The organism is Castellaniella sp. UC4447_H14, from assembly GCF_052978285.1.
Window position 1 is genome coordinate 3224994 of the sequence record NZ_CM129666.1, and the last position, 23482, is coordinate 3248475.

21 protein-coding genes are annotated in these 23482 nt (G+C 62.5%); 16 read left to right on the forward strand and 5 right to left on the reverse strand.

Features of this window, described 5'->3' with window-relative positions:
• Positions 1–47 precede the first annotated feature (47 nt).
• Together ACVCMJ_RS15490 and ACVCMJ_RS15495 are read right to left on the reverse strand one after the other, a co-directional pair.
• Entirely contained in the window at positions 48–1322 is a 1275-nt protein-coding gene (locus ACVCMJ_RS15490) for an ABC transporter substrate-binding protein (protein WP_447082286.1), read from the reverse strand.
• 328 nt (positions 1323–1650) lie between these two features.
• Complete coding sequence (locus ACVCMJ_RS15495) at positions 1651–2436, reverse strand: aldolase (RefSeq protein ID WP_447082287.1); 786 nt, start codon at positions 2434–2436, stop codon at positions 1651–1653.
• Between the two features lie 91 nt (positions 2437–2527).
• On the opposite strand from ACVCMJ_RS15495, the gene ACVCMJ_RS15500 reads away from it, so the two are divergent.
• The 6 genes from ACVCMJ_RS15500 (at position 2528) to ACVCMJ_RS15525 (ending at position 8101) form a co-directional block, all read left to right on the forward strand.
• Entirely contained in the window at positions 2528–3463 is a 936-nt protein-coding gene (locus tag ACVCMJ_RS15500; protein ID WP_447082288.1) for a LysR substrate-binding domain-containing protein, read from the forward strand.
• A 76-nt stretch (positions 3464–3539) separates the two neighbouring features.
• Positions 3540–4637, forward strand: a complete 1098-nt coding sequence (gene ehuB, locus ACVCMJ_RS15505) for an ectoine/hydroxyectoine ABC transporter substrate-binding protein EhuB (RefSeq protein WP_447082289.1) — start codon at positions 3540–3542, stop codon at positions 4635–4637.
• Positions 4625–5308, forward strand: a complete 684-nt coding sequence (ehuC, locus tag ACVCMJ_RS15510; RefSeq protein ID WP_447082290.1) for an ectoine/hydroxyectoine ABC transporter permease subunit EhuC — start codon at positions 4625–4627, stop codon at positions 5306–5308. Before ehuB ends, ehuC begins: the two co-directional genes overlap by 13 nt.
• Entirely contained in the window at positions 5308–5961 is a 654-nt protein-coding gene (gene ehuD / locus ACVCMJ_RS15515) for an ectoine/hydroxyectoine ABC transporter permease subunit EhuD (RefSeq protein WP_447082291.1), read from the forward strand. The genes ehuC and ehuD overlap by 1 nt, the downstream gene beginning before the upstream one ends.
• Positions 5958–6731, forward strand: a complete 774-nt coding sequence (locus tag ACVCMJ_RS15520) for an amino acid ABC transporter ATP-binding protein (protein ID WP_447082292.1) — start codon at positions 5958–5960, stop codon at positions 6729–6731. The genes ehuD and ACVCMJ_RS15520 overlap by 4 nt, the downstream gene beginning before the upstream one ends.
• 92 nt (positions 6732–6823) lie before the next feature.
• Positions 6824–8101: an ectoine synthase gene (locus tag ACVCMJ_RS15525; protein WP_447082293.1), complete on the forward strand. Its 1278-nt coding sequence runs from the start codon at positions 6824–6826 to the stop codon at positions 8099–8101.
• 19 nt (positions 8102–8120) lie between these two features.
• Here ACVCMJ_RS15525 and ACVCMJ_RS15530 read toward each other — a convergent pair whose 3' ends face one another.
• Positions 8121–9227, reverse strand: a complete 1107-nt coding sequence (locus tag ACVCMJ_RS15530; protein ID WP_447082294.1) for a DUF2817 domain-containing protein — start codon at positions 9225–9227, stop codon at positions 8121–8123.
• Between the two features lie 383 nt (positions 9228–9610).
• Between ACVCMJ_RS15530 and greA the strand changes: the two genes are divergently transcribed.
• Positions 9611–10087: a transcription elongation factor GreA gene (greA, locus tag ACVCMJ_RS15535; protein ID WP_447082295.1), complete on the forward strand. Its 477-nt coding sequence runs from the start codon at positions 9611–9613 to the stop codon at positions 10085–10087.
• Here the strand turns inward: greA and ACVCMJ_RS15540 are convergent.
• The gene (locus ACVCMJ_RS15540) at positions 10074–10682 is read right to left on the reverse strand and encodes a YhbY family RNA-binding protein (protein ID WP_447082296.1); all 609 of its coding nucleotides are present in this window, start codon (positions 10680–10682) and stop codon (positions 10074–10076) included. The two genes, greA and ACVCMJ_RS15540, sit on opposite strands and share 14 nt — an antisense overlap.
• A gap of 17 nt (positions 10683–10699) precedes the next feature.
• Between ACVCMJ_RS15540 and ACVCMJ_RS15545 the strand changes: the two genes are divergently transcribed.
• The 5 genes from ACVCMJ_RS15545 (at position 10700) to ACVCMJ_RS15565 (ending at position 16417) form a co-directional block, all read left to right on the forward strand.
• The gene (locus ACVCMJ_RS15545; protein WP_447082297.1) at positions 10700–11398 is read left to right on the forward strand and encodes an RlmE family RNA methyltransferase; all 699 of its coding nucleotides are present in this window, start codon (positions 10700–10702) and stop codon (positions 11396–11398) included.
• Between the two features lie 76 nt (positions 11399–11474).
• Positions 11475–13382, forward strand: a complete 1908-nt coding sequence (gene ftsH / locus ACVCMJ_RS15550) for an ATP-dependent zinc metalloprotease FtsH (RefSeq protein WP_447082298.1) — start codon at positions 11475–11477, stop codon at positions 13380–13382.
• A 17-nt stretch (positions 13383–13399) separates the two neighbouring features.
• Positions 13400–14239, forward strand: coding sequence for a dihydropteroate synthase (gene folP, locus ACVCMJ_RS15555; protein ID WP_447082299.1), 840 nt, complete (start codon positions 13400–13402; stop codon positions 14237–14239).
• Positions 14236–15579, forward strand: a complete 1344-nt coding sequence (glmM, locus tag ACVCMJ_RS15560; protein ID WP_447082300.1) for a phosphoglucosamine mutase — start codon at positions 14236–14238, stop codon at positions 15577–15579. The genes folP and glmM overlap by 4 nt, the downstream gene beginning before the upstream one ends.
• A 55-nt stretch (positions 15580–15634) precedes the next feature.
• The gene (locus tag ACVCMJ_RS15565) at positions 15635–16417 is read left to right on the forward strand and encodes a GNAT family N-acetyltransferase (RefSeq protein WP_447082301.1); all 783 of its coding nucleotides are present in this window, start codon (positions 15635–15637) and stop codon (positions 16415–16417) included.
• A 110-nt stretch (positions 16418–16527) separates the two neighbouring features.
• Here the strand turns inward: ACVCMJ_RS15565 and ACVCMJ_RS15570 are convergent, their stop codons facing one another.
• Positions 16528–18024, reverse strand: coding sequence for a Ppx/GppA phosphatase family protein (locus ACVCMJ_RS15570; RefSeq protein ID WP_447082302.1), 1497 nt, complete (start codon positions 18022–18024; stop codon positions 16528–16530).
• 69 nt (positions 18025–18093) lie between these two features.
• Here ACVCMJ_RS15570 and ppk1 point away from each other — a divergent pair, with 69 nt between their 5' ends.
• The 4 genes from ppk1 (at position 18094) to pstA (ending at position 23469) form a co-directional block, all read left to right on the forward strand.
• Entirely contained in the window at positions 18094–20163 is a 2070-nt protein-coding gene (gene ppk1 / locus ACVCMJ_RS15575; RefSeq protein ID WP_447082303.1) for a polyphosphate kinase 1, read from the forward strand.
• Positions 20164–20432: 269 nt separating this feature from the next.
• Positions 20433–21479 (forward strand): phosphate ABC transporter substrate-binding protein PstS, encoded by a 1047-nt coding sequence (gene pstS, locus ACVCMJ_RS15580; RefSeq protein WP_447082304.1) that lies wholly within the window; start codon positions 20433–20435, stop codon positions 21477–21479.
• A 176-nt stretch (positions 21480–21655) separates the two neighbouring features.
• The gene (pstC, locus tag ACVCMJ_RS15585; protein WP_447082616.1) at positions 21656–22597 is read left to right on the forward strand and encodes a phosphate ABC transporter permease subunit PstC; all 942 of its coding nucleotides are present in this window, start codon (positions 21656–21658) and stop codon (positions 22595–22597) included.
• Between the two features lie 8 nt (positions 22598–22605).
• A complete protein-coding gene (gene pstA, locus ACVCMJ_RS15590) occupies positions 22606–23469 on the forward strand; it encodes a phosphate ABC transporter permease PstA (RefSeq protein WP_447082305.1) in 864 nt (287 codons plus the stop codon).
• Positions 23470–23482: the final 13 nt, after the last annotated feature.

The window sequence follows — 23482 nt, forward strand, 5'->3', positions numbered from 1 at the left end:
GATATTGCTTTACCGTTGCCGGCATTCCCTGCCGGTCCAGTCCGGTCTCAGGATTTGGCGGGCCATTCCATGCGGCAGTTGGTTTCCTCCAGCGGCTTGTTGACGGATGCCCCGTCCACTACCTTGTCCACTTTGAACAGATCCTCCTCACCACCAGGGCCCGAAGCCTGCGCCGTCCCGACATATAGGGAAGCGATCAGTTGGTTCTGCGCCTTGCGGTAGAAGGGGTCATTTGGCATCAGAGCCACTTCGGGTGGGAGCTTCATTCCCTGAAGAGCCCGGGCCATCTTTTCTCCATTCAGGGATTTCGCTTGCTGGGCTGCCAGTGCGCAGGTCCAGCCGGCGACGTATCCGAACCAGTGTCGTGCTGTCGGCACTTTTCCGTCTGTCTTGTTCTTGATCGCCGAGACAAATTTATCTACGCCAGGGACCTGATTCTGTCGCCAGTACCATTCGAATACCCAACTTCCGACACGCGCCTCGGGTGGCAGTGCCTCCAACAGTTCGAGCTCCTGCTGAGCCCCCGCCACGTGGAAGCGTTTATCGAACCCGAATTGCACGAACTGCTTCAGGGCGTTGACCATGTCATCGCCGCCCACCAGCAGGACGATGACGTCTGGCTTTGCTGCGGCAGCCTTGATCAGGAAAGAAGAGAAGTCTGTGGTACCGAGGGGTGGCAGGCTGACGCCTACGTTCTTTCCCCCGAACTTCTTGAGAGCGGCGTCGTAGCTGTTGAGGAGCGACCGGCCGAAGACGTAGTCGGCGGTGATGAAGTAGAAATTCTTTCCGTAGTCGTCAATGAGCGACTTGGCAACCGCGTTGATCAACATCGTTGTGGTGCTGCAGATTCTGAACACGTTCCAATTGCAGGCGCTTCCCGTGATTTCGTCGGAGTGAGCGCCGGGCACGATGTGCAGAATGCCCTTTTTCTTTGCCGCCTGGGCCATCCCCAGCACCATGGCAGAGTTTTCGTTTCCCACCAAAAAGTCTACTTTGTCGCTATTGATCAGTTTGTTGGCTTTCTGAATGGCCAAGCCTGTATTAGTGCTGCTTGCGTCCTCCACGATGAGTTCAACCTTCTTTCCCAGGATGCCGCCGCCGTTGTTGATTTCTTCTGCTGCAAGCTGACATCCAATTAATTCGTTCTTTCCGAACGCCGCGTATATCCCGGTGAGAGAATTGTCGATGCCGATCTTTACTGTTTTCTCGCCCTGGGCTTGAACGATCCCAGGGAAGGCCAGTTGTGTGATGCCAACGGCGGCCGCTGCTTTCAGGACGGACCTTCGTGACATATGTGCTTTGTATGTGTTATCGCTGATCATGTCTGTCTCCTTTAACTCTCTTTGATGCGTTGTTGTTGGAACTACTATTCACCCTCCCGCCGCCTGAGGTCTTCCTCGACTGCGCGGTTTCACTTCCCGGCGAGTTTGACTGCGTTTGATGCCGTCGCTCTGGCTCTGAGCGAGAGAAATGGCGTTGTCGACGATATGTTTCGTCTATGTGGCGGACGGGGTGGTCGGCCACAACCCGCAGTTTGCGGATCGAAATTGGCACTCGTGGTGCGGATAAATCGGATGGAGCAGCCTGGTGGCAGGCTCATGGCTCGAATTCAAAAGGGACTCGCTGGCCTGATGACCGGTCTCACGTCCGTCAGTGCATCAATTTTTTTATTTCTCTTTCCGCCAACCGCGAATAGTAGGCAAAAGTCGCCCGGTGCCTTTGTGGGGTGCTGATCCAATCCCGGGCTTCCGCGGCCAGATCGTGAGGTATCGGTTTGATGTCTCCCGAGGCGAGCGCCATGAGTTGCAGCTTGGCGGCGCGTTCAAACATGACGGCCAGCACGCAGGCCTCCTCTACAGAGCCGCCGGTGACCAGCATCCCGTGATGAGCCAGCAGGATGGTCTTCTTGTTCGCCAGGGCCGCCGAGATCAGTTTCCCTTCACCGTTGCCCACGGGAATGCCCGGCCACTTTTCGACGAAGGCCACCTCGTCGTGCAGAACGCATGTGTCCATGTGGGAGACGACCAGCGGAATCTCCAGCATCGAAAGCGCTGAAACGTTCAGCGGATGGGCGTGGAGGATGCATTTGACGTCTGGGTGATTCCTGTAGATCCAGGAGTGAAAACGGGCGGCCGGGTTGGCCATCCCTTTGCCCTTCAGTACGGTCAGATCGCCGTCGACGAGCAGCAGATTGTTTTCGGTCACCTCCTCGAAGCCGGTACCCCATTGCTGGGTCCAGTACGTATCCGGGTCCTCGCCTCGGGCGCTGACTTGGCCGGCGAGGCCGGATTCGGTAGTGTGCCCCAACATGAACAGGATGTGTGCGGCGCTCGTGAGCGCCTTGGGTATGGTAATGGGCTCGATTTCGAGCCCGGAGTTCATCTGCCGTATGACGTTGCTGACGATCGTGTCTTTGCTGAGAGTGTCGGTTTTCATAACGTTGGGTAGCGTGATTGGCGACTTGGTAGCTCAGTGTATGGAGCCAAATAGTGAAGTACAATTTAAAAAAACTTGATATACATCAACAATGGCTTATGAATTGACCCTCAGAAGCCTTCGTGCGCTTGTCGCGGTAGCCGACACTGGCAGCATCGGCCGCGCGGCCGAACAGTTGTGCATCACCCAGTCGGCGCTTTCTCAGCACGTGGCACGCTTGAGCGACGTGTTCGGCGGCGCGGTGGTGGAGCGTCGGGGCCGGGGAATTCGGCTGACCGAAAGAGGGCGCATCATCGTGGCTCACGCCCGCGACATAGAAAGGTGCCTCGCCAACGCCGTTTCAGCCGTCGACGACCTGAGCGGGCTTACCCGCGGGCACATCCGGATCGGTGTGCTTCAAAGCGTCAACCTGCATCTGATACCGACCGCTCTCGCGCGGATGTGCGATGTGCATCCGGGTATCCGCACATCGGTTCGTGAACTCTCTGGCAAGGGAATCGAAGAGGGCGTGACGTCTGGTGATCTGGATCTCGGTGTCGGGGTTGGCCGTGTGGAAGCCGAGGACCTCAAGGTCACCCGGCTGTATACCGAGCGTATTCTGTGGGCTGGCGCTCAATGCCCGGAACACGGTCCGGCAAAGGCGATTCGCTTGTCCGAGGTCAGTCGGTCGCCGCTGGCGCTGTTGTCGGGCGAATTCACCACACGACAGCTCATCGATTCGCGCTGCCTGGAGTCGGACATCGTGCTGCAGCCGACGATCGAGACCAACACCATCAGTTCGCTGCTTGAGCTGCTGCGCGTCGGCGCGTTCAGTACATTGCTGCCATACTCGGCTCTCATGGGAGCGCAGGCCGCGGGAATCGCCTGTACGCGGACGACGGATCCTGAACTTCGCCGCACGGTTTCCATACTGCGCAGGCGTTCACCCGTGGACTCCGCGGCGGGCGCGGCGTTCATCGGAGTGCTTCAGGATGTGGTGGCAGAGCTCGCCAGCCAGCATGCTGATTTGTCGACTTTTCCGCGCTGATGCCTGTGTGCCGGGAACCCCGGGGGGCTGAGTTGCCGGACCGAGCGAATCTCTTGCCGATCGTGCCGATGTCCCGATGACATGCCGAGATAACCCGGGTTTTATATCTCTCCCTGTTATAAGCAATCGCCATCCTTTTGGTTTCAATATCCTGAGACGCAGGATAAGCTACGTTACATTATTCAGGGAACTGACAGAACCGCGTATTCCCATGGCGCCGCTGGGGCTCCTTCCGGAGCGGTTCTCGTCCAATGGGAGAGGTCGGATGAAGGCAAGGCAAGCAGCGCGCGGCGCGCGCTCGTGGGGACTGATTGCTGCACGGTTGTCGGGTTGCCTGTTGGCCGGGCTGTTCACGGCGACGGCCGTGGCCGCTGCCGATGGGGTGCAGGCGCGCCTGGATGGCGGGCAGGCGGTCCGCGTGGGATTTGCGGAGCAAGTGCCCTTTGTCGTCATGGGTCCCAATGGCAGTCTCACGGGCTATGAGGTGGATTTGCTGAAAACCGTGTTGCAGGGCATGGGAGAGAAGAACATCAAGGTCGAGGCGGTGCCGACCGAGTTTGGCGCCTTGATTCCGGGACTGATGGCCGGACGCTTCGATGTCATTGCCTCGGACCTGTATATCCGTCCCGATCGCTGCAAGCTGGTGGCGTTTGCTGAACCCACGCATATCGTGAACGATGCGGTTGTGGTGCGGGCCGGCAATTCCAAGAACATTCACAGCTACGCAGACATTGCGCGGGATGCCTCTTTCAAGCTGGGCTATCTCAGCGGTGGCGGGCCGATCGCTGATCATGCGGTTGCGGAAGGTGTCAAGAAAAGCCAGCTGGTCACATTGCCGGACGTCGCCTCGCTCTTTGCGGCGGTGAAAACGGGGCGGATCGACGGCTTTCTGAACACGGCCATTACGCATCGCGCCATGCTGAAGGATGCGAAGGATCCCTCCCTCGAAATTGTCGAGCCGTTCCGGCAGGCCGTCATTGACGGCAAGCCCGCCATCGGCGTAGGGAGCTTTGCTTTCCGGCCTGCGGACAAGGCCTTCGTGCAGAAATTCGACAAGTCACTGCTGACGGTTTTGAAGTCCGATGCCTGGGTGCGGGAAGCCGCGAAATACGGCTTTGCCCGATCTGATATCCCGCAGGGCGATGTCACCACAGAATCCTTATGCAAGGGCTGACGCTTCTTTGGCAGTATCGCTTTGATATCCTCCACGGTATTGGTTGGACCATCCAGATCGCTGCGGGGGCGGCGCTCGTCGCCCTGATCCTGGCTTTCGTGGCGGGGCTCGGGCGGATGTCTGCGCGCCGCGCGCTCCGGGCCGTCGCCTCGATTTACGTCGAGTTCTTTCGCGGGACTTCGGCGCTGTCCCAACTGTTCTGGTTGTTCTTCGTCCTTCCGTATCTGGGCATTTCCTTATCGCCGGGCTTGTGCGCCGTGGTGGGGCTGGGATTGTGTTTTGGCGCGTATGGAGCCGAGGTCGTGCGCGGCGCCTTCGAGGCGATCCCGCGGTCACAGCGGGACGCGCTGGCTGCGCTGAATTTCGGACGTCTGGCGGGGTTTCGCACCGTCCTGCTTCCACAGGCAATGATCCTGATCACCCCGCTATTCAGCAATCTGGCCATTGAGCTTCTGAAGTCGACTTCACTGGCTTCGCTGATCACGATCCCCGACTTGACCTTTCAAGCGCATTCAATCGTCAATCGAAGCTACGATGCTGGCCCGATCTATCTTTTCACGGCCATCGTTTACCTGATTCTCGCGCAAACTATTGCGCGTTCCATGCGGCGTCTCGAGGTCCACCTGGGGCGTGGCCTGCATCCGGCGCGCGCGGCCCGAGTGCGCGCATAATGCCTTTTTCCTGGAGCTTCGTCTGGGAGGTCCTTCCCGCACTTGGGCGGGCGGCCGTCATCTCGCTTGTCGTCACTGTCGGAGGGTACCTGGCGGCCTTGGCGTTTGGACTGGTTTTTTTTGGCCTTACGCGCGCGCGCCGTGAGTCCATACGGCGCTTGGGACGCTGGACCATAGAGTTGGTGCGTTCCACGCCGCTGCTCATCCAGGCGTATTTCATTTTTTTCATTCTCCCCGAGTACGGCATTGTCCTTTCCGCCCTGACTACGGGAGTACTGGCCCTCGGCCTGTATCATGGCGCCTATACCGCTGAGGCTTATCGGGCAGGTCTGGAGTCCGTTCCGGCTGGACAGTGGGATGCCGTGCATAGCCTCCGCTTTTCGCGCTTCGCGGCTTACCGGTATGTGATCATTCCGCAGTTGCTTCCGCCCATCACGCCCGTGTTGGGCAACACTTTCATCACCATGCTGAAAGATTCGTCCATCTTGTCGGCTGTGGCCGTACCCGAACTGATGTTCGTCGCCAACGATTTGGGTTCCGAGCGTTTTCAATACACTGAGCCCATCACCCTGGCCGCGCTCATCTATCTCATCATGAGTCTGTCTTTTGCCTTGATCCTCTACTGGGTCGAGCGCCGCATGCGGAGGGCATGATGGGCATGGTCGAATTCCGGACGGTGAGCAAATATTTTGGCAATATGGTGGTGCTGCGGGATTTCGACTTCACGGTTGAGGAGGGCGAAAAAGTTGCCATTCTGGGACGCAGCGGATCCGGCAAGTCGACGCTTCTGCGCATCGTCATGGCTCTGGAAACCATCGACCGGGGGCGCGTCAGTCTCGACGGAGAAACTCTCTGGGATGCGGACGCCGGCGTCGATCCAGGGCGGGGTGGTGAACGTGGGCGCATTCGCCACATGCGCTCCAAGGTGGGCATGGTCTTCCAGCAATTCAATCTCTTTCCCCATATGACGGCCGTCGAAAATGTTGCGGCGGCGCCTCGCCACGTGCTTGGCATCGATGCCGGCGCGGCGCTGGCGCTCGCGCAGGAACTCCTGGCTCGAGTCGGATTGGCGGATCGGGCGCGGCACTATCCATCAGCCTTGTCGGGCGGCCAGCAACAACGGGTTGCGATCGCGCGGGCACTGGCGCTGGAGCCCAAGATCATGCTGTTCGACGAGGCGACCTCGGCGCTGGATCCCGAACTGGTCAGCGAGGTGCTGGACGTCATGCGCGCGCTGGCGCATGAGCGTTCGTTGACCATGCTGGTGGTCACCCATCAGCTGGGTGTGGCAAGGGCTATCGCCGATCGGGTGTGCTTCATGGACGAGGGACGCATTATCGAAGAAGGCCCGACGGAAGGATTCTTTGGCGCGCCGAAAAACGAACGCACGCGAGCCTTCTTGAGCGCGGTGCAAGTGGCGTAGGCTGCTGCGCGGGTTGGGCGGCGGCCGTCCGGGAGGGCAATGTTGTCGTATGGGGCTCCACTGATGGGGCGATTGACGAGAGGGGCGGGAAAATGATTGTGACAAGCGTGGACGAGAAGCGGGCCACCGATCTTCATGTCCGGGGGGAGGGCTGGTCCAGTACCCGGCTGCTCGTGCGGGGCGATGGGCTGGATTACTCCCTGAACGACACCTACGTCGATGAGGGAGTGGAGATGCGCTTGCACTATAAGAACCACGTCGAGACCAATTATTGTGTGTCGGGGGCCGGCGAGGTCGTCGACCTTGCGACCGGCCAAGTGCACGCCATCGGTCCCGGGTCGGTCTATACCCTGGACAAGCATGATGAGCATATTGTCCGCGCCGGCAAGGGTGGCCTTCATTTCGTTTGCGTATTCACGCCGCCGCTGGAGGGGCACGAGACGCACGGGTCGGACGGCAGCTATCCTGCCGCAGACGCAATGGAAGAAGGCCGGCAGGCTCCTTCAGCGGCGCCCGGATCGTCGACCCTCAGCCGCGTGGATCACGCCGTCATCTATGCCGGAGCCGGGCTGGATAGTGCGGTCGAGCAGTTCACGCGCCTGGGCTTCCATCTCACGCCGCGCGGCCATCACTCGATGGGATCCAGCAATCATCTGGCGATTTTTGAGTCCGATTATTTCGAGTTGCTGGGCGTCGAACCGCAGAACGTTGCCCGATTCGGCGACGGCTGGAATCATCCGCTGGGCCTTTCCGGCTTGGTGTTCAAGACGGCCGATGCCCGGGCGCTCTGGCGTGAGCTGTCGGCGCGCGGCGTACCGCTGGAGGGGGACGCGCCGGCGGCTTTCAACCGGCCCGTTGACCTGCCGGACGGCCATCGGGAGACGGCCCGTTTTCGGACGGTGCGTCTCGCAGCGGATTCCGTCCCCAACGGGCGTGTGTTTTTCTGCGAACAGATCACGCCCGAACTGGTCTGGCGGCCGGAATGGCAGCGGCATCCCAACGGCGCCACGGGCATCCTGGAATATGCGGTGGCGACGCGGGATCCCTCTTCGCTGGCGTCCGTGCTGGACAGCGCGGTGGGTCCGGATCTTGTGAAGCCGGTGGATGGAGGACTTCAGTTGCAGCTCGGGCCGACGCGTGTCGTGCTGCTCACACCAGAGGAAATCGCCGTTCGGTACGGCGTTCCCGCTCGTGATGTCTCCGGCGGCATCCCGCGACCGGTCGCCTTGACTGTGCGCGTGAGTTCGCTCGACGCAGTGCGTGGAGTCGTCCAACGCGCCCGGATCATCGGCGTGCGCGAAGTCGATGGACGACTGGTCGTGCCGGCGGCTGAGGCGGCGGGCGTCGTGCTGGGGTTTGCCCAGGCGTAGCCGCAGCGGCGGCCGTCCGCTACCAGTCTCGGAGGCCGGACAGCGCCTGTTCCTGTATGGCCGCCATTCGTGTCGCAACCGACAGGCGCCAGGCGGGGGCCACGGGCGTGAACGACTCCAGGACCCGGGCGCGGACTTTCGCCAGAGTCTCGTCAGTCACGCCGTTGTGATCGCCGAAGCGCAGCCAGTGGTCCAGCATGAAGACGGCCTCCTGGTCCTCGTTGGACAGGATGCCGAATTCCACGACAGCTCCGGCCAATTGCGCGGGTGCCGTGAATGCCTCCAGTCCGTGGAACAGCAGACCCCGGTAGCGCGGGCGCTGAGCGCCGTCGAATCCATGCATGGCGCCTATGCGCTGCGCGCCCCACCACTTGATGCATTGTTCGCGTTGCACCGAACCCTCCGGATTGAAGCACAGCAGGAGCTCTTCGCCATAGCGGCCCAGGCCGGTATGCCAGTCGATGAAGGCGATGCGTTCGACGCCCCGCAGGTGTTCCAGAACGATCCGTTCCAGAACGCGGTTCGACCATTCTCTGTCCCGGCCGCCGTACGAGCGGCCGCTTGGGGTGGTGTATTGCCCGGCGATCAGCGCCTCATTGCGCGCCTCGACACCGAACCTCTCCGTCCATTCGCGCAATGCGTCGATCTGCGCCTGATGGGTTTTTGGACTGTAGCCGGTCTGGCAAACGATCGGGTGAAGCTCCGCATAGCGCGCGTTCTCCGGGCGGGCCTGATTGTGGTCGATGAAGTTGCGATTGAGGTCCACATTGTTTTCGGTGGTTCTCGAACCGTGAGCGAAGCCGTAGGGATTGATGGCATGCACGAGGACGATCCGGCAGTCCGGAGCGATGTCCCTGGCCATGCCGGCGTTCAACAGAATCAGGTGCGCCGCTGATCCTGCGAAACCCTCCACTCCGTGCGTGCCTGCGATTGCCACGAAAGCCTTCCTGGCGGAGCTGGAGCCCAGGACGCATACGTCGCAGCTCAGCGTACCCCCGCCGGGCGCGCGGGCGGTGGGATGGACATATTGATGAACCCGCCCGCCGGCTGCCGCCGCAGCCATCATGAAGCGTGCTCGAGCAGTTTCATAGTCGGGAGAAAAGGCGGATTCGTTGGGAATTTGCATGATTCGATAACGTTGACGTGACTGCTCTTCGCGCCCTGTCGAGGGTGCCGTGATGGAAGGTCGGCGGCTCGAATGCAGGGGCTCCAGTGTAAAGTAAACCGGGTGCGCCACCGGGCAAATGGAGGATACCGCACGGGCTTGCTTTTCCCCGGGGGATCGCCCACAATAGCCTCAACGACCCCGGGATGTCCGGGGCTTTTTTGGGTGAGCCCGCAGGCTTGCCCGGCAATGCGCAAAGCCCGTCTTTACGCGTACGGAGTCGAAGGCATTACAGCGACGTCCGTCGGGCTGCCGCAATGTGCGGCGCGTACTGCCGCTGTTTTTATTTCTCTGATCATCAGTCGCCCTGCGCACAGGGCGTTCTTTACTTTTGGGTTGAATTTATGTCTGCGATCCCTTTGACAGCTCGCGGGGCAGAGCGTTTACAAGCAGAACTTCAGCGTCTCAAGACGGTGGAGCGCCCCCAGGTCATCAGCGCCATTGCCGAGGCGCGCTCGCACGGTGATCTGTCCGAAAACGCGGAATACGATGCCGCCCGTGAACGTCAGGGCTTCATCGAAGGCCGCATTCAGGAGCTCGAAGGTTCGCTGTCCAATGCGCAGATCATCAACCCGGCCGATCTGGACCTGGAAGGCCAGGCCGTATTCGGGGCGACGGTCGAGATCGAAGACCTGGAATCCGGCGAGCGTCTCGCCTATCAGATTGTGGGTGACCTGGAAGCCGACATTCGCGCCAGCATGATTTCCGTGTCCAGCCCGATGGCGCGTGCCCTGATCGGGCGCAGCAAGGGCGACGTGGTGGAAGTCCGCGCGCCGGCCGGCGTGCGGGAATACGAGGTCCGCTCGGTCAGCTACGACTAGTGCGGCCGCGCCGCGCGCCAGCGCGCAGCGACAATGCGCTGCCGCTGCGTCGGGGGATGCCAGGTGCGGCCGCTGGCCGTGCCGCTCGGTGGGTGGCGCGGCCTCCAGCGGTATCGGCCTCGCCGCGCTTCGAGCCGGGTCGGCCGTCCGTTGGGCGTCGCGCCGGCTTGGCAGGTTCCACCTTGGGGCCACGAGCCGCCGTGCGCCGCGCGGTTGAAACGGCATCATGGCCGTGAGCCGCCTGCTTCTTGGGCACATAAGGCTCTGATTTGCGGTGGGTGGCTCGCGTGGAGGGCAGGCTGTCGGCTGCTTGCGCCTTGGCGCCCGGGCGGTAGATAATCAGCATTTTGCCGAGATGGTGCACCGCAGCACACGAAAGTGACTCGCAGATCTCTCCCAGCATGGTCTCGCGGGCCTCGCGTTCCGCGCCGGCCACATGGACTTTGATGAGTTCGTGGGCGATCAGATTGCGGTCGATTTCTTCCAGGACCGGTGCAGTGAGGCCCCGGTCTCCGATCAGAACGACGGGACGCAGAGAGTGGGCCGCGGCACGCAGTTCGCGACGCTGGCCAGAAGTGAGTTCAAGTTTCGGCATACTGGAATTGTACGGGAATGGCCAAGAAAAAATTCTCCAAAGCCTGGGTACAGCGGCACATTAACGATCCCTACGTCAAAATGGCGCAACAGAAGGGATATCGGGCGCGGGCCGCCTTCAAACTGTCCGAAATCCTCGAGGCCGAACGTCTGTTGCAGCGTGGCGACGTCGTGGTGGATCTGGGGTCCACCCCGGGGAGCTGGTCCCAGGTGGTGCGAGAACGGCTGCTGGCCGCCGGCGGCGTCATCGACGGCAGGGTGCTCGCGCTGGATATGCTGCCCATGGAGCCGATCGCGGGCGTGGAATTCATCCTGGGGGACTTCCGGGATGATGCAGTCCTTCATCAGCTACAGGATTTGCTGCGCGGCCAGGACGTGGACCTTGTAATTTCCGATATGGCCCCCAATCTATCGGGTGTGGCTTCAGCGGATTCGGCGCGTATTGCCCATGTGTGCGAACTGGCAATGGACTTTGCATGCGGACACTTGAAACCGGACGGGGTGTTGATCGTGAAGGCGTTTCACGGCAGCGGCTTTTCCCAGATCGTGCAGACGTTCAAGCAGCACTTCGTGCGTGTGGCCGAGCGCAAGCCCAAGGCCTCGCGCGACGAATCCTCGGAGACTTATCTGGTGGCGCGCGGACTGAAATCACCGCATGTCAGGCCTGAACTCTCGTCAGGACTTTCTGCGGAAGCGGCGCCGATTCAGGTAGAATGAAGCATTGACGGATGTGTCGGCTTGATGTAATTGCGCATGTCGGGCTGGCAGGCAGTACACACCCAGGAGATTGGCGTTGAACAACTCGTTTTCCAAGATCGCGGTCTGGCTGGTGATCGCGCTCGTGCTTTTCACGGTGTTCAAGCAGTTCGACGGACGCCCCGTGACGAGTGGTGATACGGTCACGTACACGCAGTTCATGCAGGATGCGAAATCGGGACGCATCAACAAGGTCGACATCCAGGGCGACACGATCTACGTTACGCCGGAAGCGGGTCGCTCCTATAGCCTGACCTCGCCGGGCGATCTGTGGATGGTTCCTGAACTGGTGAAGGACGGCGTCCAGGTCTCCGGGAAAGCGCGCGAAGAGCCGTCCTTCCTCACCAGCCTGTTCATTTCCTGGTTCCCGATGCTGTTGCTGATCGGGGTGTGGGTCTTTTTCATGCGTCAGATGCAGGGCGGCGGCAAGGGCGGGGCTTTCAGCTTCGGCAAGTCGCGCGCGCGCATGCTGGATGAAAACAACAACAACGTCACATTTGCCGATGTGGCAGGCTGCGACGAGGCCAAGGAAGACGTTCAGGAACTGGTTGATTTCCTGAAGGATCCGACCAAATTCCAGCGCTTGGGCGGCCGCATTCCGCGCGGTGTCCTGATGGTGGGGCCTCCCGGAACGGGGAAGACGCTGCTGGCCAAGGCCATCGCGGGCGAGGCGAAGGTTCCTTTCTTCAGTATTTCGGGCTCCGATTTCGTCGAAATGTTCGTGGGTGTGGGCGCGGCCCGCGTACGCGACATGTTCGAGAACGCGAAGAAGCAGTCTCCCTGCATCATCTTCATCGATGAAATCGACGCGGTGGGGCGCCAGCGCGGCGCTGGCCTGGGCGGCGGCAACGATGAACGCGAGCAGACCCTGAATCAGTTGCTGGTCGAAATGGACGGTTTTGAAACCGGCCAGGGCGTGCTGGTGGTGGCTGCCACCAACCGGCCCGACGTACTGGACCCGGCGCTGCTGCGTCCGGGGCGCTTCGACCGCCAGGTCGTGGTGTCGCTGCCGGACATCCGGGGCCGCGAGCAGATCCTGAAGGTCCACATGCGCAAGGTTCCCATTGCGCAGGATGTGGACCCCAGCGTGCTGGCACGTGGGACCCCGGGCTTTTCCGGGGCCGATCTGGCCAACCTCATCAACGAGGCCGCGCTGTTCGCGGCGCGCCGCAATGGGCGTACCGTGGGGATGGCCGACCTGGAAAAGGCAAAGGACAAGATCATCATGGGCGCGGAACGCCATTCGATGATCATGCCCGAGGAAGAACGCCGCAACACCGCCTATCACGAATCCGGCCATGCGCTGGTGGCCAAGCTCCTGCCCAAGACGGATCCGGTCCACAAGGTCACCATCATCCCGCGCGGCCGCGCGCTGGGCGTGACCATGCAGCTTCCGGAAAATGACCGCTACAGCATGGACAAGGAACGCCTGCTGGATACGATCGCGGTGCTGTTCGGCGGCCGCATCGCCGAAGAGGTCTTCATGCATCAGATGACGACCGGGGCGTCCAACGACTTCGAGCGCGCCACAGCCATTGCCCGCGATATTGTCACGCGCTATGGCATGACCGACTCGCTGGGGCCGGTGGTGTATGCGGAAAATGAAGGCGAGGTCTTCCTGGGCCGCAGCGTGACCAAGACCACGCATGTGTCCGAGGCCACGATGCAGAAGGTCGATGCGGAAATCCGCAGCATCATCGACCAGCAATATTCCGTGGCGCGCAACCTGATCGAGTCCAACCAGGACAAGATGCATGCCATGGCGCATGCCTTGCTCGAATGGGAAACCATCGACTCCGACCAGATCAATGACATCATGGCGGGCCGCCCGCCGCGGGCTCCCCAGCCCGCCTCCAACCCGGGCAACGACACACACAATTCGCCGCCGTCTGCCGGTCAGCCTGCAGCCAGCAATGACCAGGGGCCGGCCACGACGCCGGTCTGATCTGGCGCCTGCGATTCATGCCTGATCATCTTCGGTGCGGGCGCTTCCGCCTATCCCTGGAGCGCCCGCTGGTGATGGGTATCGTGAATGTCACCCCCGACTCCTTTTCGGACGGCGGCGAGCATTTCGTTCCTGAAGCCGCGGTCGCCCATGCCCTTCGCCTGGTCGAAGAGGGGGCTGATATCCTGGATATCGGCGGCGAATCCACGCGTCCGGGTGCGGCCGCCGTCCCGGCTGCCGACGAATTGCACCGCATTTTGCCGGTGATCGAGGCGCTGCGTGATTGCGGCGTTCCCCTGTCGATCGACACGTGCAAGCCGGAGGTCATGCTTGCCGCCCTGCAATCCGGGGCGGACATGATCAATGACATCCGGGGCTTCGGTTCCGAATCCTCGGTAAAGGCCGTCACCCTCTCCGATTGTGCCGTTTGCCTGATGCACATGCAGGGCGAGCCGCGTACCATGCAGCATCATCCTTCCTACGTCGACGTGGTCCGCGAGGTGCGCGATTACCTGAAGGCAGGGGCGCGTCGTCTGCTGGATGCCGGTGTCTCGGCAGATCGGATCGTGCTTGATCCCGGATTCGGATTCGGCAAGACGGTGGCGCACAATTACACGCTGTTGCGCGAACTGGCGGCAGTCGCGGAGCCGGGCTATGCCTGTCTGGTCGGCATCTCGCGCAAATCCATGATTGGCGCGGTCACCGGGCGTCCGGCCGGCCAGCGGCTGGGTGGAAGCATTGCAGCGGCGTTGGCGGCAGTGACGCGCGGCGCCCACATTGTGCGGGTCCATGATGTGGCCGAGACCGTATCGGCCCTCAAGGTCTGGTTTGAGATTGAACGAGGAGCTCGTGCATGAGTGCACGCAAATATTTTGGAACCGACGGTGTACGAGGCATCGTGGGTGGCGATCGCATCAATGCGGAATTTGCGCTGCGTCTGGGGTATGCCGCAGGGCGGGTGCTGGCTGAAGGCAGCCCCGGCAGTGGTCGCCCTACCGTCGTGATTGGCAAGGACACACGGATCTCCGGTTATATGCTGGAGGCCGCCCTGGAAGCGGGCCTGTCGGCGGCGGGGGTGGACGTGATGCTGGCCGGCCCCATTCCGACCCCGGCCGTGGCCTATCTGACCCGCGCGTGGCGCCTGGCGGCGGGCGTGGTCATCAGTGCATCGCACAATCCCTATTATGACAATGGCATCAAGTTCTTCTCCTCGGCCGGCATCAAGCTGCCCGACGCGACCGAAGCGGCCATCGAGACGCTGCTGGACGAACCGCTGAGCTGTGCGGATTCTGCCGGGCTGGGGCGCGCGCGCCGGATCAACGATGCGGCGGGCCGATATATTGAATTCTGCAAGAGCACCTTCCCCAACGAGTTGGATCTGCAGGGTTTGAAGCTGGTCGTGGATGCGGCCAATGGCGCCGCCTACCACATTGCACCGCACGTTTTCCGCGAGCTCGGTGCCGAAGTCTCGGTGATCGGCTGTGAGCCGGACGGCTTCAACATCAATGAGAACGTGGGCGCCACGCATCCCGAAGCATTGGTGGCGGCGGTCACGCGGCTGGGTGCCGACTATGGCGTGGCGCTCGATGGTGATGCGGACCGTCTGCAGATGGTGGACGCCAGCGGGCGCCTTTACAACGGCGACGAGCTGCTCTATGCCATCGTACGGGACCGGGCGCGCACGCAGCCCATCCACGGCGTGGTTGGCACCCTCATGACGAATTTTGGCCTGGAGCGCCGTCTGAGCGAACTGGGGATCGCCTTCGAACGCGCCCAGGTCGGCGACCGCTATGTGCTGGAAAAGCTGCAGGAGCACGGCTGGCTCTTCGGCGGAGAAAGTTCCGGACATCTGCTGTGCCTGGATCGGCATACGACGGGCGACGGGATCGTGGCGGCGCTGCAGGTCTTCGCGGCCATGCGGCATGCCGGGCAGACTGCGCTGTCGACGCTGGTGGCGGACCTGAAGATGTATGCACAGAAGATGGTGAATGTTCCCCTGGCTGCGGGCGTGGACTGGCGCACCCATGCGGGCCTGCAGCAGGCGGCTGAAACCGTTCGGCATGGCCTGGGGGATCGCGGCCGGGTCCTGATTCGTGCTTCGGGGACCGAGCCCAAGCTGCGCCTGATGGTCGAGGCCGATGACGAGATGCTGGCCGAAGAGGGAGTGCGTCAGCTCGTCGCCGTCAAACTGGGCTGAACGCACGCCAAGGACGAATCGGGCGCCGATGCGGTGCCACCATGCTTGAGGAAGGATGATGCTCTCTCGGGGACTGGCTCTGCAGCCAACGCGCCACCTGGAATGGCCGGGCCTCGAAGCGGGCGGGCTGACACTCAGCCTGGCGCGCACCCGGGATGAGCTTTCGGCACTTCAGCGGCTGCGCTTTCGCGTATTCACAGAGGACATGGGAGCCCGCTTCCCGGAGGCCGAAGGCGACCGCGATGTGGACGGCTTCGATCCCTGGTGCCTTCATTTCATGGTTCGGGAGTCGAGCTCAGACCGGGTTGTCGGCACCTATAGACTCATGACCCCGGAGGCCGCCGTGCAGGCGGGCCGCTATTATTCGGACGCTGAATTCGACTTGCAGCCCCTCGCGGCATTCCGCCCCGCAATGGTGGAGGTCGGCCGGTCCTGCATCGACGCCGGCTTTCGTCACGGCACGGCGATCATGCTGCTGTGGTCGGGGCTGGCGCGGATCATGATGCGCGGCCATTACCGCTATATGCTGGGCTGCGCCAGCGTGAGTCTGCGGGATGGCGGCGAGACGGCCTCGGAGGTCTGGCGCACGGCCCAGGCGGTCATGGCGCAACGCCCCATGGTGCCGCACATCCGGCCGCTGCATCCTTATCCGCTGGAGCGGCTGGACAGCGATCGCCCCGTCCGCTTGCCGCCGCTCATCAAGGGCTATCTGAAGCTGGGCTGCACGATCTGTGGCGCACCGGCCTGGGATCCCGATTTCAACACGGCGGATTTTCCCATCCTGCTGGATCTGGAGTGGCTGGACGCCCGCTACCGGCGACATTTCGGCATGGAGTGACCTCCGGGGCCGCAGCATGTCCTCTGCTTCCATGCCGGTTGGCCGATCAGAGTGCTAGTGTCCCGTTTGGTTAGTTTGTGCACTTATATTCGAATTAGCCAAACGTGACACTAGCTGCTGCCCTGGTTCAAGGTCAGCGTAAAGCCCGCCCTGCGCCAGATCTCGATTTCCGCGCGCAGCGAGAATTCGCTCAGCGGATGGGTCGAGAGCCACGCCGGTGCAATGTGCAGGGCGATGGCCTGTTCGCGGGCCCGCAAGGTGATGGGTTGCAGGGCCAGCGGCTCGCGTCGACGAAGCAGCAGCACCGCCAACCTCAGGCAGCACAGTGCCAGCCAGTGTGGGCGGTCGGGTCCGTAACGCCTGACTTTTTTCAACTGACCTTGCTGGCCTCGGGCCAGGAATCCCAGGCGCTTCTGATCGTCGCGCGAGAAACCGGGCAGATCCGCGTGCTCGAGGATGTAGGCGCTGTGCTTGTGATAGTCGCTGCGCGCAATGGCGAGACCGACTTCGTGCAGCTGGGCCGCCCATCCCAGGGTGCGCCGAAGGTCCTGGGCCGCCGCCCCCGGCGGCAGCCCCAGTTGGTCGAATAGCGTCAGCGCCGTGGCGTGTACCTGGCCGGCTTGCTCATCGTCGATGTGATAGCGCGCCATCAACTGGCGCACCGTCTCGTCACGCTGGTCGCGGTGCGAGTCGCGTCCCAGCAGATCCTGCAATACGCCGACGCGCAGGGCGCCCTCTCCGGCATCCATGTGTTCGATGCCCAGTTCCTGAAAGGCCGCCATCATGATGGCCAGGCCGCCGGCGAGCACTGATGCGCGTTCCTCCTTCAGTCCGGCCCAGTCCTGCAGACGGGCTTCGCCCGCCTTGGCCAGGGCCTCCGCCAGTCGCTCCATCCCTGTCAGCGTGATGTCGTGCGGGCTGAGATTGTTCTCGGTCAGAATGGCGAGCAGGCCTTTGGCCGTGCCGGAGGAGCCATAGGCCTCGTCCCACCCGGTGTTGCGGTAGCGGCGGGCGATGGTCTCGATGGCCTCGCGCGCCGCGAGCGTAGCCTGTTGCAGGCGCCCCGCGGTGATGCGCCCCTGGGGGAAGAACCGCCGTGTCCACGAGGTGCAGCCAAGCTCGAGCGAGGCCAGTTCCAGCGGCGTGGCTCCCCGGCCGATGATGAATTCGGTGGAACCGCCGCCGATGTCGATCACCAGACGGCGGTGGTCCGATGGCGGCAGCGTCTGGATGACGCCCAGGTAGATCAGGCGCGCTTCTTCCTGGCCGGAGATCACTTCGATGGGGAAGCCCAGCGCCCGCTCGGCCCGGGGCAGGATGTCGGCCGCATTGCGGGCGACACGGAAGGTACTGGTGGCGACAGCGCGCACGTTGGCGGGGGCGAACCCCTGCAGTCGTTCGCCGAACCGCCGCAGGGTGGCCAGCGCCTGCTCGATGGTGGCATCGTCTATGTGCTTGTGCTCATCCAGGCCGTTGGCGAGTGCCACGAGCTCGCGCAGCTTGTCTTCGGTGTAGAGCTGGATGGCGTCGCCATGGCGCTCCATACGGCCGATGGAGAGACGGAACGTGTTGGATCCTAGGTCGATCGAGGCCAGCCTGTCGTCCATGTCACTTACCCGAAATTGTCGCACTGTGCGATTATAGTGTTCAGCTCAGGCTGGGAATGCGGGGTTTGCATGAGGGAAACTGTAGAGACGCCGGTTCTGCTGAATCGCGAGTTGTCGGTGCTCAAGTTCAACGAGCGGGTGTTGTCCATGGCCGAGCGCCTGGACGTGCCGGTGCTCGAGCGTCTGCGCTACCTGTGCATCGTGGGGTCGAACCTGGACGAGTTCTTCGAGATCCGCATGGCAAGCCTGAAGGAGCAGCAGCGCCAGACGCCGGAACTCCGCGGGGCCGATGGACTTACTCCCGGCGAGGCTTTCGATCGGGTGCAGCGAGCGGCGCACACCCTGGTGGATCGACAGAACCGGTTGCTCACGGGCGAAGTGATGCCCAAGCTGCTGGAACATGGCGTGGGCCTGGTGTATTCCACAGGCTGGACGGACTTGCAGCGCGAGTGGGCCTACGGCATGTTCCGCCGCGATGTGATGCCGTTGCTCACGCCGATCGGCCTGGATCCCGCGCACCCGTTTCCGCGCGTCTACAACAAGAGCCTGAATTTCATCGTGTCGCTCAGCGGCGACGATGCGTTCGGCCGGGAAGGCCACATCGCCATCGTGCAGGCGCCCCGGGCCCTGCCGCGGATGATCAAGATGCCCACGGAGATCTCGGGCATCCCCGACGGCTTCATGCTGCTGACCACGCTGATCAATGCATTCGTGGGCGATCTGTTCCCGGGGATGGACGTGCAGGGCTGCTTTCAGTGGCGGGTGACGCGCAACAGCGATCTGTTCGTGGACGAAGAGGAAATCACCAATCTGCGTCAGGCGCTGCAGGGCGAACTCTCGCAGCGCAACTTCGGCTCATCCGTGCGACTGGAAATCGCGCACGCCATGCCGCCGGACCTGGAGCTGTTCCTGCAGCGTGAATTCGGGCTCGCGGCGGCGGATACTTACCGCGTCAATGGCCCGGTCAACCTGAGCCGTCTCATGCAGTTATGCAATCGGGTCAGCCGTCCGGATCTGGAATATCCCGTCTTCCGGCCGCGCATCCCGCCGCCTTTTGATCGCAACATGGAGCGTCCAGGCGATCTGTTTGCCGCGCTGTCCGAAGGCGATCAGCTCCTGCATCACCCGTACCAGTCCTTCCAACCGGTACTGATGTTCCTGCGCAGCGCGGCTGTGGATCCGCAAGTCGTAGCCATCAAGCAGACCATCTACCGCACGGGGGAAGACTCCGAACTCATGGGGCTCCTCCTCTCGGCCGCGCGCGCCGGCAAGGAAGTCACTGTGGTGGTGGAACTCATGGCTCGGTTCGACGAGCAGACCAATATCAACTGGGCGGCCCGGTTGGAGGAAGTCGGCGCGCACGTCAGCTATGGCGTGGTGGGGCACAAGACCCATGCCAAGATGGCGCTGGTGTTGCGCCGGGAAGATGGCCGCATCCGCCGCTACGGACATCTGGGGACCGGCAACTATCACCCCCGCACGGCGCGCCTGTACACGGACTTCGGGTTGCTGACCGCCAACCAGCAGATCTGCGAGGACATGGACCAGGTGTTTTCGCTGTTGACCGGCTTGGGCGCGCGGCGCGACCTCAAGCTGCTGTTGCAGTCCCCGTTCACGCTGCACGAGACCATTCTCCACCTGATTCGCACCGAGACCGAGTTCGCACGCGCCGGCAAGCGGGCGCGTATACGCGCCAAGATGAACTCCCTGCTCGAACCTACCGTGATTCAGGCGCTTTACGAGGCCAGTCAGGCCGGGGTACGGATCGATCTGATCGTGCGCGGGGCCTGCGCTCTGCAGGCGGGGGTACCAGGGCTGTCCGAGCGCATCCGGGTGCGCTCCATCATCGGGCGCTTTCTGGAGCATTCGCGAGTCTTCTATTTTTATCAGGACGGCGCCGAGCCGCTGTATCTGTCGTCGGCTGACTGGATGGACCGCAATTTCCTGCGCAGGGTGGAACTCGCCGTCCCGGTTCTGGACAAGACGCTGCGGCGGCGCGTCATCGACGAGGCCTTCACGTTCGCCTGGCGCGACAACCAGCTCGCGTGGGCTGCCCAGCCCGACGGCCGATATCTGCGCGTCCGCAACCGCCGTGCCCCGGTGAATCTGCACCAGCACCTGCTGGCGAGACTGGGATGAGGCAGGACACGGCAAGGTCCCTGCGGACCTTGGTGTGCCTGACGAATCGGAGCCGCATGCAGGCGGCGAGGTGGGGCAGTTTTGAGGCAGGACACGGCAAGGTCCCTGCGGACCTTGGTGTGCCTGACGAATCGGAGCCGCATGCAGGCGGCGAGGTGGGGCAGTGTTGAGGCAGTTTGACAGTCATCAAACTGTCACATGCAGTGCCTATCATGCCTATCTGACGGCGATGACGCTGTCGCTCATCGAAATCCTTGAAGGGATATGACATGTTCAATATCAAATGGGCGCAATGCGCCGCCGGCCTCGCGCTGGTCTTGGCATCCGGTGTCGGTGCCCAGGCGGCTGACCTGACGGGAGCGGGTGCTTCCTTCCCCTATCCGATCTATGCCAAGTGGGCCGCGCAATACCATCAGGCAAGCGGCAACCGCGTAAATTACCAGTCCATCGGTTCGGGTGGCGGCCAGCAGCAGATCATCGCCCAGACGGTCGACTTCGGCGCCTCGGACGACCCCATGAAGCCGGAAGACCTGGAAAAGCACGCACTGGTCCAGTTTCCGGCCGTCATTGGCGGGACGGTGCCAGTCGTCAACATCCCGGGCGTGGCACCGGGTGCGCTCAAGCTCACGGGCCCCGTGCTGGCCGATATTTTCCTGGGCAAGATCCGCACTTGGAACGATCCCGCGATTGCGGGCCTGAACCCCGACATCAAACTGCCGTCCAAGAGCATCGTGGTGGTGCACCGATCTGACGGATCGGGTACGACGTTCGGCTGGACCCATTACCTGGCCCAGGTCTCTCCCGACTGGAAGTCCAAGGTCGGCGAGGGCAAGGCGGTGAAGTGGCCGACAGGCCAAGGCGGAAAGGGCAACGAGGGTGTTGCCGCTTATGTGCGCCAGCTCGCCAACTCCATCGGTTACGTGGAATACGCGTACGCCCACCAGAACAAGCTCGCCTGGACGCAGTTGCAGAATGCCAGTGGCGCGTTCGTGCAGCCGTCGCAACAGGCGTTCGCAGCCGCTGCGACCCATGCTGACTGGGACTCGGCACCAGGCATGGGCGTCATCCTGAGCAACGAGCCGGGCGCAGACTCGTGGCCCGTGACGGCCGCGACCTTCATCCTCATTCCGCGCAAGGTGCCCGACGCGGCGCGGGCTCACGAAGTCTTGAAGTTCTTTGACTGGGCCTGGCGCGAGGGTGGCAAGATGGCCAGCGAGCTGGATTACGTGCCGTTGCCCGATGCGGTGACCAGCAAGATTCGCGGCGTATGGACCGCCAACGTCCATGCGGCGGACGGCAAGCCGATCTGGCCCTGATGGCTCCGCGGGCCCGGCCCCCGTCACATTGCTCGCGCGGTCGCAAGCGGAGCGTGAAGGGTGGCCGGCTGCCTGCCGCCGCATTGTCCTCCGCTCCGTTTGTGGGAAAATGACGGTCTTTGAATTCTGATCAGGCCGCCCACGACGGGGTGGCCGTTGCCTCGGATCCCTTTTTCATGATCAACAAGCAGCGCAGCCTGTTGGTGGATGCCGGTTTCCGGCATCTGACCCGGCTGTTTGCGTTTCTGGTCTTCATCCTGCTCGCCGCCATCATGGTGTCGCTGGTTTATGGCAGCCGTGATTCCATCGCGCAGCAGGGGCTGGCGTTCCTGTGGACCAACGACTGGGATCCGGTGCACCATCATTACGGCGCGTTGGTTCCTATCCTGGGAACGGTGGTCAGTGCGTTCCTGGCCTTGCTGATCGCGGTTCCGGTGTCGTTCGGGATCGCCATGTTTCTGACGGAGCTCTCGCCGGTCTGGTTGCGCCGGCCGCTGGGAACCGCGATCGAAATGCTGGCGGCCATCCCGTCCATCATTTACGGCATGTGGGGGCTGTTCGTCTTCGTGCCGCTGTTCCAGACCTACGTCCAGCCGCATATGGTCGATTTCTTCGACGGCATTCCGGTCCTGGAGCATGTCTTTGCGGGGCCGCCGATGGGAATCGGCCTGTTCACCGCGGGGCTCATCCTGTCCATCATGGTGATTCCTTTCATCACGGCAGTCATGCGCGATGTCTTCGAACAGGTGCCCCCCATGCTGAAGGAGTCCGCCTACGGCCTGGGCAGCACGACCTGGGAAGTGGTGTGGCAGGTGATGCTGCCCTATACCAAGCACGGTGTCATTGGCGGCATCATGCTGGGGCTCGGGCGCGCGCTGGGCGAAACGATGGCCGTCACATTCGTGATCGGCAATGCGTTCAATGTCCCTGAGTCGATTTTCTCGCCCTCGAACTCGATTGCCTCGGCGCTCGCCAACGAATTCAATGAAGCAGGGGGACTGCAGAAATCCGCATTGCTGGAATTGGGTCTGATCCTGTTCCTGATCACGACGGTCGTGCTGATCCTGTCGAAGTTCATGCTCCTGCGGCTGTCGCGCAAGGAAGGCACCCACCACTGAGACCGGCCATGCCTGCTTCCGAACCTACCATCCGTCAATCCAATCCACTGTATCGCCGCCGGCGACGCTTCAATCGCATCATGCTGACGCTCTCGGGCGTTGCGCTGGTGTCCGGCCTGTTCTGGCTGGCCTGGATCATCCTGACACTCCTGATGAAGGGCGCCGGGGCATTGACGTTCTCCCTATTGTTGCAAAGCACGCCTCCCCCGGGACAAGCCGGTGGTCTGCTGAATGCCATCGTGGGCAGCGTCCTGATTTCCGCCGTCGGGACCCTGATCGGCACCCCCGTCGGCGTGTTGGCCGGCACCTACCTGGCCGAGTACGGCCGCCGAGGCTGGCTGGCGCCCGCGACACGCTTTTTGAACGACGTGCTGCTGTCGGCTCCCTCCATCGTCATCGGCCTCTTCATCTATGCCGTTTATGTGGCTCAAGCCGGACACTATTCGGGCTGGGCCGGCGCGTTCGCACTGGCCATTCTGGTCATCCCGGTGGTGGTGCGGGCGACTGACAACATGCTCAGCCTGGTTCCCAATAGCCTGCGCGAAGCCGCGGCGGCGCTGGGCTGCCCGCAGTGGCGCATCGTGGTGTTCATCTGCTATCGCGCGGCGCGCTCCGGCATCATCACCGGCATCCTGCTCGCGGTGGCGCGCATTGCCGGGGAAACGGCTCCGTTGCTGTTCACGGCACTCAACAATCAGTTCATGTCTTTGAACATGAATGCGCCCATCGCCAATCTGCCGGTGGTGATCTTCCAGTATGCCGCCAGTCCGTTCGAGGACTGGAACCGCCTGGCGTGGGCCGGCGCGGCCCTCATCACGCTGCTCGTGCTGGGCATCAACATTGCCGCGCGCAGCCTGTTTCGCAGCAAATAATCCATAGGCACCC

Excerpts from the sequence above, each read along its gene's own strand:
- folP (WP_447082299.1), top strand. The coding sequence starts at position 13,400 with ATGCCTGATCATCTTCGGTGCGGGCGCTTCCGCCTATCCCTGGAGCGC.
- ACVCMJ_RS15565 (WP_447082301.1), top strand. The coding sequence starts at position 15,635 with ATGATGCTCTCTCGGGGACTGGCTCTGCAGCCAACGCGCCACCTGGAA.
- pstA (WP_447082305.1), top strand. The coding sequence starts at position 22,606 with ATGCCTGCTTCCGAACCTACCATCCGTCAATCCAATCCACTGTATCGC.
- ACVCMJ_RS15540 (WP_447082296.1), bottom strand. The coding sequence starts at position 10,682 with ATGCCGAAACTTGAACTCACTTCTGGCCAGCGTCGCGAACTGCGTGCC.
- ehuC (WP_447082290.1), top strand. The coding sequence starts at position 4,625 with ATGCAAGGGCTGACGCTTCTTTGGCAGTATCGCTTTGATATCCTCCAC.
- ACVCMJ_RS15545 (WP_447082297.1), top strand. The coding sequence starts at position 10,700 with ATGGCCAAGAAAAAATTCTCCAAAGCCTGGGTACAGCGGCACATTAAC.
- ehuD (WP_447082291.1), top strand. The coding sequence starts at position 5,308 with ATGCCTTTTTCCTGGAGCTTCGTCTGGGAGGTCCTTCCCGCACTTGGG.
- ACVCMJ_RS15570 (WP_447082302.1), bottom strand. The coding sequence starts at position 18,024 with ATGGACGACAGGCTGGCCTCGATCGACCTAGGATCCAACACGTTCCGT.
- ACVCMJ_RS15530 (WP_447082294.1), bottom strand. The coding sequence starts at position 9,227 with ATGCAAATTCCCAACGAATCCGCCTTTTCTCCCGACTATGAAACTGCT.
- ACVCMJ_RS15495 (WP_447082287.1), bottom strand. The coding sequence starts at position 2,436 with ATGAAAACCGACACTCTCAGCAAAGACACGATCGTCAGCAACGTCATA.
- ACVCMJ_RS15520 (WP_447082292.1), top strand. The coding sequence starts at position 5,958 with ATGATGGGCATGGTCGAATTCCGGACGGTGAGCAAATATTTTGGCAAT.
- glmM (WP_447082300.1), top strand. The coding sequence starts at position 14,236 with ATGAGTGCACGCAAATATTTTGGAACCGACGGTGTACGAGGCATCGTG.
- ACVCMJ_RS15525 (WP_447082293.1), top strand. The coding sequence starts at position 6,824 with ATGATTGTGACAAGCGTGGACGAGAAGCGGGCCACCGATCTTCATGTC.
- greA (WP_447082295.1), top strand. The coding sequence starts at position 9,611 with ATGTCTGCGATCCCTTTGACAGCTCGCGGGGCAGAGCGTTTACAAGCA.
- ppk1 (WP_447082303.1), top strand. The coding sequence starts at position 18,094 with ATGAGGGAAACTGTAGAGACGCCGGTTCTGCTGAATCGCGAGTTGTCG.
- ACVCMJ_RS15500 (WP_447082288.1), top strand. The coding sequence starts at position 2,528 with ATGGCTTATGAATTGACCCTCAGAAGCCTTCGTGCGCTTGTCGCGGTA.
- ACVCMJ_RS15490 (WP_447082286.1), bottom strand. The coding sequence starts at position 1,322 with ATGATCAGCGATAACACATACAAAGCACATATGTCACGAAGGTCCGTC.
- pstC (WP_447082616.1), top strand. The coding sequence starts at position 21,656 with ATGATCAACAAGCAGCGCAGCCTGTTGGTGGATGCCGGTTTCCGGCAT.
- pstS (WP_447082304.1), top strand. The coding sequence starts at position 20,433 with ATGTTCAATATCAAATGGGCGCAATGCGCCGCCGGCCTCGCGCTGGTC.
- ehuB (WP_447082289.1), top strand. The coding sequence starts at position 3,540 with ATGACATGCCGAGATAACCCGGGTTTTATATCTCTCCCTGTTATAAGC.